Annotated in this window: 12 protein-coding genes and 1 pseudogene; 6 read left to right on the forward strand and 7 right to left on the reverse strand. The window is 39.7% G+C overall.

Annotated features, from left to right (window positions below; all coding sequences use genetic code 11):
- Positions 1-134 precede the first annotated feature (134 nt).
- The 4 genes from cysS (at position 135) to AAC155_RS02160 (ending at position 2,585) form a co-directional block, all read left to right on the forward strand.
- Complete coding sequence (gene cysS, locus AAC155_RS02145) at positions 135-1,520, forward strand: cysteine--tRNA ligase (protein WP_113040863.1); 1,386 nt, start codon at positions 135-137, stop codon at positions 1,518-1,520.
- Positions 1,521-1,750: 230 nt separating this feature from the next.
- Positions 1,751-1,999: a type II toxin-antitoxin system HicA family toxin gene (locus tag AAC155_RS02150; RefSeq protein ID WP_036777623.1), complete on the forward strand. Its 249-nt coding sequence runs from the start codon at positions 1,751-1,753 to the stop codon at positions 1,997-1,999.
- Complete coding sequence (locus AAC155_RS02155; protein WP_113040864.1) at positions 1,996-2,343, forward strand: type II toxin-antitoxin system HicB family antitoxin; 348 nt, start codon at positions 1,996-1,998, stop codon at positions 2,341-2,343. The genes AAC155_RS02150 and AAC155_RS02155 overlap by 4 nt, the downstream gene beginning before the upstream one ends.
- Before the next feature lie 80 nt (positions 2,344-2,423).
- The gene (locus tag AAC155_RS02160) at positions 2,424-2,585 is read left to right on the forward strand and encodes a hypothetical protein (RefSeq protein ID WP_158536467.1); all 162 of its coding nucleotides are present in this window, start codon (positions 2,424-2,426) and stop codon (positions 2,583-2,585) included.
- Positions 2,586-2,671: 86 nt separating this feature from the next.
- On the opposite strand, the gene AAC155_RS02165 is transcribed toward AAC155_RS02160, so the two are convergent.
- The 3 genes from AAC155_RS02165 to AAC155_RS02175 all read right to left on the reverse strand — a co-directional run bounded on the left by AAC155_RS02165 (position 2,672) and on the right by AAC155_RS02175 (position 6,888).
- Positions 2,672-4,525, reverse strand: a complete 1,854-nt coding sequence (locus tag AAC155_RS02165; RefSeq protein ID WP_113040865.1) for a phage tail protein — start codon at positions 4,523-4,525, stop codon at positions 2,672-2,674.
- A gap of 428 nt (positions 4,526-4,953) precedes the next feature.
- Complete coding sequence (locus tag AAC155_RS02170) at positions 4,954-5,871, reverse strand: AEC family transporter (RefSeq protein WP_113024599.1); 918 nt, start codon at positions 5,869-5,871, stop codon at positions 4,954-4,956.
- 12 nt (positions 5,872-5,883) lie between these two features.
- Positions 5,884-6,888 carry a TauD/TfdA family dioxygenase gene (locus tag AAC155_RS02175; protein WP_011147942.1) on the reverse strand — a complete coding sequence of 335 codons (1,005 nt, stop codon included), beginning with the start codon at positions 6,886-6,888 and terminating at the stop codon, positions 5,884-5,886.
- Between the two features lie 491 nt (positions 6,889-7,379).
- Between AAC155_RS02175 and AAC155_RS02180 the strand changes: the two genes are divergently transcribed.
- Positions 7,380-7,604 carry a hypothetical protein gene (locus AAC155_RS02180; protein WP_146748038.1) on the forward strand — a complete coding sequence of 75 codons (225 nt, stop codon included), beginning with the start codon at positions 7,380-7,382 and terminating at the stop codon, positions 7,602-7,604.
- Between the two features lie 124 nt (positions 7,605-7,728).
- Here the strand turns inward: AAC155_RS02180 and AAC155_RS02185 are convergent, their stop codons facing one another.
- Both AAC155_RS02185 and atoD read right to left on the reverse strand, forming a co-directional pair.
- Positions 7,729-8,379, reverse strand: coding sequence for a 3-oxoacid CoA-transferase subunit B (locus AAC155_RS02185; RefSeq protein ID WP_113040867.1), 651 nt, complete (start codon positions 8,377-8,379; stop codon positions 7,729-7,731).
- Between the two features lie 2 nt (positions 8,380-8,381).
- Complete coding sequence (gene atoD / locus AAC155_RS02190; protein ID WP_113040868.1) at positions 8,382-9,041, reverse strand: acetate CoA-transferase subunit alpha; 660 nt, start codon at positions 9,039-9,041, stop codon at positions 8,382-8,384.
- 1,016 nt (positions 9,042-10,057) lie between these two features.
- On the opposite strand from atoD, the gene cspE reads away from it, so the two are divergent.
- The gene (cspE, locus tag AAC155_RS02195) at positions 10,058-10,273 is read left to right on the forward strand and encodes a transcription antiterminator/RNA stability regulator CspE (RefSeq protein WP_112879015.1); all 216 of its coding nucleotides are present in this window, start codon (positions 10,058-10,060) and stop codon (positions 10,271-10,273) included.
- A 233-nt stretch (positions 10,274-10,506) separates the two neighbouring features.
- On the opposite strand, the gene AAC155_RS02200 is transcribed toward cspE, so the two are convergent.
- A complete protein-coding gene (locus AAC155_RS02200; protein ID WP_113040869.1) occupies positions 10,507-10,899 on the reverse strand; it encodes a CesT family type III secretion system chaperone in 393 nt (130 codons plus the stop codon).
- Positions 10,896-11,651 (reverse strand): annotated as a pseudogene (locus tag AAC155_RS02205) (YopT-type cysteine protease domain-containing protein). Before AAC155_RS02205 ends, AAC155_RS02200 begins: the two are co-directional and overlap by 4 nt.
- Positions 11,652-11,794: the final 143 nt, after the last annotated feature.

The following is an 11,794-nucleotide window of genomic DNA, read 5'->3' on the forward strand; positions in this document are numbered from 1 at the left end:
GCGCTTAATATCAGGTTTCAATATCCTATTGGATTATGCCATATCGAGCATTTATTGATGAGATAAGGACATAAATCCAGGATTATCAATTCGTTATTTTTAACACACGTACAGTGAATTTACGGAAAATCTCGATGCTAAAAATTTTCAATACCCTCAGCCGTCAGAAAGAAGAATTTAAACCAATTCATCCAGGGAAAGTAGGGATGTACGTGTGTGGTATCACGATTTATGACCTGTGCCATATTGGTCATGGCAGAACCTTTGTCTCTTTTGATGTGGTTGCTCGTTATCTGCGCTATCTGGGATACGATTTAACTTATGTCCGTAATGTGACCGATGTTGATGACAAAATCATCAAACGGGCGGCAGAAAACAGTGAAAGTTGTGATGATCTGACCGGCCGTATGTTGGCAGAAATGTATAAAGATTTTGATGCGCTGAATATCTTACGCCCTGATCTGGAACCTCGTGCGACCCGGCATATCCCGGAGATTATTGCGCTGACTGAATCGTTGATCAAACGTGATCATGCTTATGTCGCAGATAATGGCGATGTCATGTTTTCCGTCGAGAGTGATCAGGATTACGGATTGCTTTCCCGCCAAGATCTCAGCCAGTTACAAGCAGGGGCGCGAGTGGAAGTGGCTGATGTTAAGCGTAACCCGATGGATTTCGTATTGTGGAAAATGTCCAAGCCTGGGGAACCAAGTTGGGAATCGCCGTGGGGAGCGGGTCGTCCGGGTTGGCATATTGAATGTTCTGCCATGAACAGTAAACAGTTAGGTAATCATTTTGATATTCATGGTGGTGGTGCTGATCTGATGTTTCCGCATCATGAAAATGAAATTGCGCAATCTACTTGTGCCCATGATGGTCCGTATGTGAATTACTGGATGCATTCAGGGATGGTGATGGTGGATAAAGAGAAGATGTCCAAATCGCTGAACAACTTCTTTACTATCCGTGACGTATTGGCATATTACGATGCAGAGACAGTGCGTTATTTCTTGTTGTCAGGCCATTACCGCAGTCAACTTAACTATACAGAAGATAACCTAAAGCAGGCCCGTACCGCACTTGAACGATTTTATACAGCTCTGCGAGGTACAGATGCTTCTGTACAGCCGGCTGGTGGTGAAGTATTTGAGGCGCGTTTCATTGACGCAATGAATGATGATTTCAATACGCCAGAGGCTTATTCGGTACTGTTTGATATGGCACGTGAAATCAACCGCCTGAAATCAGAAGATATGGACGCAGCGAATGGTTTAGCGGCTGAATTACGCAAGTTGGCGGGTATCTTAGGTTTGTTGCAACAACAGCCGGAACAATTCCTGCACCGTGGTGTTCAGGCTGACGATGAAGAAATTGCTAAAATTGAAGCACTGATTAAGCAGCGTAATGATGCCCGTAAAAATAAAGATTGGCCGCTGGCAGATTCTGCTCGTAATCAGTTAAATGAGATGGGTATTGAACTGGAAGATGGTCCGCAGGGGACAAGCTGGCGTCGTAAATAAACCTGATAGAGTACAACTGCCTTGATAATTAAGGCTCCCTTTTGGGGAACTTCAGATTGATGACAAAGGTCTAGCCATCGCAAGCCTTTGATCAACAGAATCCCACTTTTTAAGTGGGATTCGTCAGCAATCTGAAGGGCACTAACGTCCTTTTTTGTTGCACAAGAAACTTGACTTATTTAATGTTTGTAACTATTGTTAGTTACTTTCTTAAAAGAAAGGACGAGTACATGAGCAAAGCGGAGAAACTGATAGAAAAGTTTCTTAATAGCCAAAAAACTTTTGAATGGTCTGAACTTGTTGTGTTGTTAAGCTTATTAAACTATGAGAAACAAGAAAAGCAAGGTTCAAGGGTACGATTCTTCAATGAATCATTGAATCACACAATTTTAATGCACCGCCCTCATCCTGAAAATTACATTAAAGGTGGTACACTAAAAGCCGTGAAACAGACTTTAAAAGAAGTGGGGTTGATATGAAATATTTAAAATATAAAGGTTATTTAGGTACAATTGAATTTGACCTGGAAAATAATACTCTTTTTGGTAAATTGGAATATATCCGCGATTTAGTGACTTATGAAGCAAAAACAATTGCAGAATTGGAAAATGAATTTAAAATCTCAGTTGATTTGTATTTGCAAGACTGCAAGGAATTAAATAAAAATCCTGATGTGCCATATAAAGGGGTTTTTAATGTTAGAGTTAATCCAGAATTGCATAGAAAAATTGCAGAACTAGCACTTGAAGAAGATGTGACGATTAATGCTTTCGTGAATCAAGCGTTAGAAAATGAAGTCAGTAAACATCATGTAGGGCCTTAATAGCCCCATCGGATTAATGACAAAAGTCTAACCATCGGGGTCCGGTCTTCTTCTAATAGAGGCGCTGGAAAATCGATACCTTGATATACTATACTCTATGGATTTCAAGATGCATCGAGGCGGCAAGGGAGCGAATCCCCGGGAGCATAGATAACTATGTGACCGGGGTGAGTGAGTGCAGCCAACAAAGAGGCAACTTGAAAGATGACGGGTATAAAAGACCCCACACTACAACAATATGATTGACATCAACAGAACCCCACTTTTTAAATGGGGTTCGTCAGCAATTTTGGACTCCCTTTTAGGGAGCCTGATCCTGATTACATTATTATGACTTCTCAGGTAGTTGCACACGAATATTAATTACTCTTCCGTCTGGAATATCGCATGGCTCAGCATCATGGTAATAAACGATTTCTCCTGTGGCAGTTACGCTTTTGACACGCTTATTTTGAGCAAATTCCGGCGCGTCTTTATTTTGACGATGGTAACATTCGATGGTTATATCGCCGCTGGATGTATCTACCGATTCACACACCCAAATAAGATTTAACCCGTTGCTGTCTGCCGGAATAATAGTCCCGCCGTGAATTCCCCATGCGCCATCTTTGGCAAAACCGTTGCAACCGCTGATTCGATATATCCCTGTATCTATACGCTTAACCGTCACTCCCTCAGCTTCGCTGGTTAACTCGTAAGTTCCGTCTGGATGAATATCGACAACTGGGCTGGATACTCTGAGAATGCCGTTAGTGTCGGAGCGCGCGTTTTTATCTGTCAAAAGTCGGCTAACTTTTGCATTTCCGCCCCCATCATTTCCATGGATAAAGCTAATACCTGCATGGTCATAATGCGCGACAAATCCCGCCCATGTGTCATACATTCTTGTTACATAGCCGCATGACCACGGATATCCAATACCACCATGATTCTCTCCAAATCTAAGTGCATGACCGCCCTGCGGCAATGATTTTATCCATGCGGTAAAATCACTTATATTCGCTGGATTAATATGTTTTGCTTGGATAAATTCAGATCCCTCGGATTTTGCATATGCTCCTATATCTGCCGGCGTCGGTTTATTTTTTGTTGTATAAATATCAGTCCAATCTTCCTCAAAACCATAATTATCACGGGCAGAGCGATAAGCAATTCCCCGGTTTTTGTACAGCACTTTCAACTGAAAAGCTGGGCAGCTTCCTGCGCCATTATTGAAATGAGCGATATGCGAAGAATCTATTCCAGGATTCAGCAAATCATATAATCCTGTGTTTGCGTTCCAGGGGATTGGATTATTAACAGAGTATCCGCCTGCTAATCCGAGTCTAAATGCCCCAACATCCGCTGCCGTTGGTTTATTTTTTGTTGTATAAATATCAGTCCAATCTTCCTCAAAACCATAATTATCACGGGCGGAGCGATAAGCAATCCCGCTGTTTTTGTACTGCACTTTCAATTGAAAAGCTGGGCAGCTTCCAACGCCATTATTGAAATGAGCGATATGCTGAGAATCTATTCCAGGTCTCAGCAAATCATATAACCCGGTATTTGCATTCCAGGGGACTTGATTACTAACAGTGTTGTTTCCTGTTAATCCAAGCCTAAATGCCCCCACATCTCCAGCGTTCAGACTGATATCCCCGGTTAACGCTTTCCCATTAATTTTTCTACTATTCGGTACCGCATTTTTAGCTAAATTGGCGGTTTCTGCTAAGCCGAGATTTTTCACAAACGCATTTTTATCAGGAATGTCTGCGCCATTTTGGTTTTTTGCTAATCTGTTGTTAGCATTATCATTTACATCAGAAACAAGTTTTTGAGTGATCGCAAGTGAATTACTGTTGCCTGTTTTATCTGTGAGTTGAACAATTCCTTTCTGAGTTAGTGAAGCACTTGGAATTTCTGTCGCGATCTTTTTTTCTAAGGCTTTATTTAACTGAGTAGTGAGTTTGACTATATCCCCATCATCCAGAACATCATCGCCATATTGTGTCGCGATAAAATTAGCTATTGTAGACGATATTGCTGAAGATTGACGTAATACCTTATTGAGTAAATGAGTGGTAATATTCTCTGGTGGAAATCCAGTCTTTAAAGCCGAGCTTGTTTCATACCCTTCTTGGCTGACTACGTTAGCATTATTACTAATAGAAAAAGCTTTAAAATCATTCTTGGGACTCATATACTTTCCTCAAATTAAATAATACTATTTTATAATTAACATATTGAATTATTGTAAAAATAACTCCCGCCAACTCATGCCGATCATAGTCTAGTTAGGAATGAGAATAATGGAATATTCTTATATCTTATAAGATTAATTATTTTTGTATGGTTGATGGCAGTAAATAACTAGAAATTTTTTAACCAAAAACATATTAAAGCTATTTGTATTTAATATATGAAATTCATACTTATATTTCTTCCTGCGGTGTTTGCCAGACGTACGGTATATTTTTTGTTTTTAGCGATTGACCAGATTATTCAAAACGGATTGACTTATATTAAGCGTCCTACTATGTGACGTGGTTATTTAGTAATAGAAAACATATTACATTTGTTCTGAATAATATGTTTTCTATATCATGACGCTCTGTTTTATGCCTATTTCTATAACTTCATATTGCCAAGAATTAAAGTTACAGTAATAATGGATAATAACGTTGTCCATGTAATAATAGATGCCATTGCCTCATGATCACCACCCATTTGTTTAGCTAATATATAAGCATTGCCGGCACAAGGCACTGCGGAATATAGAATAGCGATGTTTGCGGGAGCGCCTGATACACCTAAATATTTTATTATCAATATGGTGATGAGTGGCATTAAAACCAACTTAAGTATAGTCGCATAAGAAATCGAAAGTATCTTTTTTATATGCATGCTGATGATCAATCCAGCTCCTACGGACATTAAGCTTAATGGTGTAGCTGCGTTCGATAAGTAAATAAAAAGTTGTCTGATTGGGCCGGTAATATGAATGTTAAAGTAGTTTAGCAATACTCCAATAATTGCACCAATAATTAGCGGGTTTTTAGCTAAAGCAAGGATAGCACCACCCAGATTTTTCTTACTTCCGTGACCATAATGATTCATTACGAGTACGCTCATAATATTGGTAATAATTATCATATAGGCCACAAAAAATCCGGATAATGCAACTCCCTCACTGCCGAATAGTGATTGTGAAAGTGCTATAAAAACATATGAATTATATCTAACTCCTCCTTGGAAAATGGATGTAAATAGATCTGGTGTAGTGTTAAATAAAAATCTACCGATGAAAATAATAATAGCGATTATTATTGTTGAACTTATGGTTGATACGATTGGATAGAAGTTGTCAGAACCAGAGAAATTAGCCTCACTAATATCTAATATTAATAAGCAAGGAAAAAAAAGATAGTAAACAAACTTATCTGAAAAATTCCAGAAACTAGAAACGTCCTTTATATATATTTTAGATAGGAAGCCAAGAGTAATTAGCAAGAATATAGGTAGAATTGAAAAGAAAACATTTAACATCTGGTGGTCCTTTTAGATAGAAAAAACTCTATGCTCTATTTGATTTAAATATCGATGATTCCAAAGGTTAGGTGAGATAAATACGCGTTGTAACCACCGTAATGGTGTTCCTATATTATCAAATGTTGGGGTAAATTTATCTCTTGAATGCAAAGTTAGCCGGTTGTCTATATAGACTAAATCCCCTGGGATAATACATATTCCTACTGCATTTCTTTTAACTGAAGCGTAGAATTTTTCTAGAGCAATTTCAGCTTTAGCTGTACTTGCTGTTATCATACCGGGATAAAATACAGCACTGATGTTGGGTAATATGTGGTTTTCTGCTATGAGAGGGACAGGATGCGTTTCTTCTTTTCCAACTAATGTGGATTGTCGCCAGCGATAAGGTAATTTTATGCTGTATAATGGTGAAGATAATGTTTCTATATCATCTTTCTTTAATTGAGCAATAGATAAGCGTGAATCAGAGATGCGTGTTAAAGGGCCGCCAGGATCATGCCTGACACCTGTAAGTAATAAACCCAATGGTGAAATATTATATTGTTCTAAATGTTTTAGGGCTGCGTTTTCAATATGAAAGTCAAGTTCGACATCAAATCCTAGACCGGTATATTCATTTTTCGACTCATGAGTTGGAATGAGATTGTTGATGAGTTCCTTACCTTCAAAAAGCATTGAATAGGGTTCACCAATGAGTGAGGCTATGCCCGTTAAAAGATTTTCACTAATATTCCCTGATTTTGCTGAGGGGGTGTATTGGTTTGGCGATGGAGAGAAAAAGATTTCACAATCGGTTGGAACATTCTTTAATATAATATATGGTCTAGGGTTTATAGATGTTCGTTGTTTATTTAGGGCTGATATTACTCTTGTAGGTAAAAAAGACATCATGGCGGATTTAACTAAATGAATATATAAATCACTACCGGTAGGATCGTAATCAATTTTATTTAATGCTAAAAAGAGATCCTGTTTTTCTTGCATGGTTAATTTAAATATATTTTGGTAATCCATTTATATTCTCTTTGAAAAATAATAATGTTAGTTAACCCTAAAAGTAGGAGTATATTACATATATTATTCTTCTTTAAAACCAAAATTAACGGATAGTGTGATTTTAATCACCCAAAATAAAATGATTATATCTGATTTTTTTAAATCTTAAGATGTGATAAAAATCACCTTTTTAATAGGTGATGATCACTGTAGCTAGATAGTCTAAAGATTAAGTGCAATGTATTAATGGAAAAATAAATTAATTTATCTCTATAACTATAATTGACAAAAACTATAAAAATCATGTGCTTGAATTAATGCCTCTATATTAAATGGGCTGACATGACTACAATTATATGTTAATTGTTTCATTAAATAAGAATGCTAAGACTCTTCTTATAAAAACACCTATACAATTTTATGAGAATTCAATAAGTATTTATACCCAATAGATTTCAGGATGCATCGCAACGGCAAGGGAGCGAATCCCCGGGAGCATAGATAACGATGTGACCGGGGTGAGAGAGTGCAGCCAACAAAGAGGCAACTTGAAAGATGACGGATATATTATAATTATTCTATGCTTCATCTGGAATAAAGAGACCGCTCTTGAAGGATTATTACTTCATTTTATTAATATTTTAGTGGTTATTTGTTTTAATTACAGTCATTCCAATATCTTCAAATTTCTTGATGTGATTATTGATAATGATGATGAGTTATCGGGTTTATGAGCAGTGATAATAATGAGCAGATTCCAGCAGCCATTGCCTCACATCTGAACCGTCTAGGTTGGTGGGACGGTAGGATAGTATTGATAAAACCAGCTAATGATTCTGCTAATTATGCTCATTTCTCCTATACCGGTACAGGCATGACTTTGAGGTCATGTGCGATGCTAAATTCTGCTTCAGTTTTTTCTCGTAGAGTCTCTAATGTGACATTTTGGGCATATTCTTTCAGGATTAACTGACCCTGTTCAAAGCAGAAGACACCTAATTCAGTGACAATCATGCTGACTTTATTGATGGCGGTAAGTGGCAGAGTACACTGCTTGAGGATTTTTGCTGAACCGTCTTTGGTGCAATGTTTCATTGCAATGATGACTTTACGTGCGCCAGTGACAAGATCCATTGCTCCTCCCATACCAAGGACCATTTTCCCCGGTATCATCCAACTGGCTAGGTTGGCATGCTGGTCAACTTGCAGACCTCCCAGAATACAGGTACTTACGTGACCGCCTCGAATAAGGGCAAAAGAGAGGGCGCTGTCAAATATGGCAGAGCCGGGCAAGATGCCACAGGGGTTTCCGCCAGCATTGACCAGATTGGGATCTACTTCTGTAATAGGTCCAAGGCCCAATATGCCGTTTTCTGATTGGAGAGTAATATGAATGTGATCAGGCAGATAGTTCGGGACTTGCGTGGGAATACCGATGCCAAGATTAACAACATCGCCGTCTTGTAGTTTGAGAACAGCACGGTGGGCAATAACTTGTTGAGCATTCATTATTAATTTTCTCCTGGATAAACGATGTAGTCGATCAATGCGCCAGGTGTTATCACGCAGTCCGGTGCGATTTCACCTACTTCAACCAGCCTATCGGGTTCGGCAAGCGTGATGTCCGCTGCCAGGGCGATTACTGGGTTAAAATTTCGGGCACTGAGTTGGTAGGTGAGGTTGCCATGATGATCGGCAAGATGAGCTTGAATTAGTGCCAGATCAGCGCGTAGCGGGAGTTCCAACAAATAGTCTGTTCCATTGACGGTGATTTTTTGTTTTCCCTCTTCTACAACAGTACCTACCCCGGTTGGGGTTAGGAATCCGCCCAGACCGGCTCCGCCGCAGCGAATACGTTCGATCAACGTACCCAAAGGAACCAGTTCTACTTCTATTTCTCCAGCAAGCATTTTGCGTCCGGTTTCCGGGTTAGTGCCAATATGTGAGGTGATAACTTTTTTCACTCTGCCATTAACCACAAGGGGGCCTATGCCGGTGTCGAGACGGCCAGTATCGTTAGCAATGATGGTCAGATCTTTGACACCGGAGTTCAGCAATGCGGTGATTAAGTGAGGAGGTGTACCTACGCCCATAAAACCGCCAGCCATAATGGTCATGCCGTCATAAAAATGCTCCATAGCTTGTTGTGTGCTAATGAGTTTATTTTTCATATTAATTCCCTATATATGATATATGGATATAAGCGCTTATCTTTAAGTTTAGCAATAAGTATGCCAACCACAGGATTTAAATAAGAATATTTTATAATTAACTGAAATTTAATTAATTCTACTTATCGGGTTGAGAAAAGTGTGTTCAGGTTTATACGAACAATAAATAAGCGGCGTGCAAAATCTTGCACAGGTGTGCACGTTTTGTTTCGCTATTTCTCGAATGACAAACAGGTGATTACCCGATGAATGAGAATCTCGTCAGTAATAATTGTCGGATGAGGCACGGTGTCGTTGATTGACTTCCTGCTTCATCAATTAGCCTCCGAGAAACCTCGCCGTTCAGGATGAGGAGGAAAGGAGGTGATTGGGAGTATAGAAAGCGTTGCCGAATGGAGCAAGGGGGAAAATGGGTAAGTGTGAGGGGCTTCTAATGGGTTTGATTCACTTTAGCCTTATAGGTGTAGGGATGATCTGGTTAATTCCGAGAGATACGGCATTGTATATTAATACCGCACCTTTAATCTATTTTTTAAGATAAGCGTAAATTAGGATTTCTGAGAGAGATAGTGATAGTGCCAATCGGATTACCGTTGCGGGTATCTTTTCCATAATTAAAATCAAAATATTTCATCTGATCTCCGGTTTCTACTACCGTTCCATTAATTAGCGATGAAATTTTTACGGGGTATTGTATTTTTATAATTCAGTTAGTTATGGCTATGATAAAGCTATGCAATATGAGCAAAGCAGCAATTTTAGGAAAAGGTAAACACCACATAGGAAAAAATAAATGAAATTAAAAGTTGCTAATGACCAATCAATGTGATTTAATAGCGTCACTGGTTTGGAAGTACAGACCTATTTATGAAAAGAAAGTTAAAGCAGTTCACCATTTAGCGTTATCCCCGATACCACTTCATTGCGAATTCCTTATAATTAGTATCCATAAGTAAAACTGAAAAACAGACCTAATAACGCCTTATGGCAACTTAATAAAATTAAAGGAAAATTCTATGTCTAATGCAATGACTGGTTCAGTAAAATGGTTTAACAACGATAAAGGTTTTGGCTTTATTTCCCCAAAAGATGGAAGTAAAGATGTTTTTGTTCATTATTCTGCAATTCAGAGTAATAATTTCAAAACACTGGAAGAAGGTCAGGAAGTTTCATTCTCTGTTGAGAGTGGTGCTAAAGGCCCATCCGCAGCAAATGTTATCGTATTATCTTAATTTAACTTGACTGCTTAAATCTATTCGCAACTTTACGATAGCGATGAAGGTAATATCCTGAGTAGTTAAAGTTGTTAATCAGTAAAAAACCGCTTAATTGCGGTTTTTTTGCATGGCGGTAACAGTATTTTGTTTAACTCTTTGTTTGATTATTTCGCCTTGGCAGTTTAAAGGGGAGCAAATATTGAAGCTCCCATTGAACTTATATTCCGGTGGTGGTTTGTATTTAGCGATCAAACCCGCATCAAGGAAGGCGGCAGATTTTTAGGCTGTTGGGTTGTGTTAGGTGTCAGGCGCTGCTCAATATCATCAATAAAGCGCTCTAACCAAGCTTGTAGTTCCGCTACATCTACTCCGGCCAAGGGGCGTTGTGACCACAAAATGGCTTGTCCATCCAAATCACTTTGGACGTGAGCCGGCCAATGTTGCCCAAAAAGATTGTTGGCATGACTGACTTCGGGCCCTAATTCGCAGAACAACTGTAGCCAGTTGTCGTGATAACAACCAATCAATACCTGAAAACGTCCATCGACTTCTAAAGTGTAGATACCATCGTCGGTAGGGGATGCGGGCACTCCGAGTTTAGAAAACAGCGCTTCTATAAGCTGGTGATAGTCGTGTGTCATCGTGTTTTAGACTCGAAGTTGGAAACGTAGAAATTTTGTCCCAGCCCAATTTCCTTGTTGTACATGGATTTGGACCAGAAATCTTGAGAGAACCAGTTGGAGAATGAGGTTTTATCCGGGAAGTTGAACTCGCCGAAGTTAGGATCGAAGAAGGTAACACCTTTCTGGTCATCGACATAGGCGGCTACGGTGTGCCCGGCCATCTGCCCTTCAAAACTGATCTTCTTGTAGCCTGATCCCTTATTACCTGTATCCAGGATAGCGTTTAATAGATCTTTTGTGCCTTTGCTGCCAGTTTCGCCGTTTGTATCAAGTTGGCTTCGTGGTTGGACGCCGTTCTCACTAAGCTAGGATTCGGTTATTTGACTTTGTTCGGCATAGGGGTCCAGGCCATCCATCTGTAATTGCTTAATGGAAACCAGAGAGTCGATATGGAATTGACCTTTCTGGCCGCCTACGTAGAGCTGATCGAAGACACTTTCACCTTTGGCATGGGCACTTATCCAATGGGCTGATATGGATTCACAAACCCCGCCGGAGGTGTCTTGATGTTTCATGATTTGGTCCAGAAAGGCACCTTTGGTCTGGGCAAACTTGAAGGTGACTTCGCCGCCATGCTTACTCGCAGAATCCCGAACGCTCCCTAGTTTAGTGCTCACCGCAAAGTGGACAATTCGGTCCTTTATCATGCTGAACGAGAAGCGGCTCTCTTGATTCTTTTTGCCATCGGTGGTCAGTTGGCGATCAAGCATAGAGTGGCCCGGTAGATTGCGTTGAATCGCCGCTGAGAGGCGCTCTAACAACCCTGGTCTGGGTGAAGAGACTTTCAAGGATTTACCCGACAGTTCACCCTGTGGTTGATTAACGGCTGTGGTATCGAGCTGTTGGGTAGGAA

The organism is Photorhabdus sp. HUG-39, assembly GCF_963878365.1.
Taxonomy (GTDB): Bacteria; Pseudomonadota; Gammaproteobacteria; order Enterobacterales; family Enterobacteriaceae; genus Photorhabdus; species Photorhabdus kayaii.

Excerpts from the sequence above, each read along its gene's own strand:
- cysS (WP_113040863.1), top strand. The coding sequence starts at position 135 with ATGCTAAAAATTTTCAATACCCTCAGCCGTCAGAAAGAAGAATTTAAA.
- AAC155_RS02165 (WP_113040865.1), bottom strand. The coding sequence starts at position 4,525 with ATGAGTCCCAAGAATGATTTTAAAGCTTTTTCTATTAGTAATAATGCT.
- AAC155_RS02175 (WP_011147942.1), bottom strand. The coding sequence starts at position 6,888 with ATGGATTACCAAAATATATTTAAATTAACCATGCAAGAAAAACAGGAT.
- AAC155_RS02185 (WP_113040867.1), bottom strand. The coding sequence starts at position 8,379 with ATGAATGCTCAACAAGTTATTGCCCACCGTGCTGTTCTCAAACTACAA.
- AAC155_RS02155 (WP_113040864.1), top strand. The coding sequence starts at position 1,996 with ATGAAATATTTAAAATATAAAGGTTATTTAGGTACAATTGAATTTGAC.
- cspE (WP_112879015.1), top strand. The coding sequence starts at position 10,058 with ATGTCTAATGCAATGACTGGTTCAGTAAAATGGTTTAACAACGATAAA.
- AAC155_RS02200 (WP_113040869.1), bottom strand. The coding sequence starts at position 10,899 with ATGACACACGACTATCACCAGCTTATAGAAGCGCTGTTTTCTAAACTC.
- atoD (WP_113040868.1), bottom strand. The coding sequence starts at position 9,041 with ATGAAAAATAAACTCATTAGCACACAACAAGCTATGGAGCATTTTTAT.
- AAC155_RS02150 (WP_036777623.1), top strand. The coding sequence starts at position 1,751 with ATGAGCAAAGCGGAGAAACTGATAGAAAAGTTTCTTAATAGCCAAAAA.
- AAC155_RS02170 (WP_113024599.1), bottom strand. The coding sequence starts at position 5,871 with ATGTTAAATGTTTTCTTTTCAATTCTACCTATATTCTTGCTAATTACT.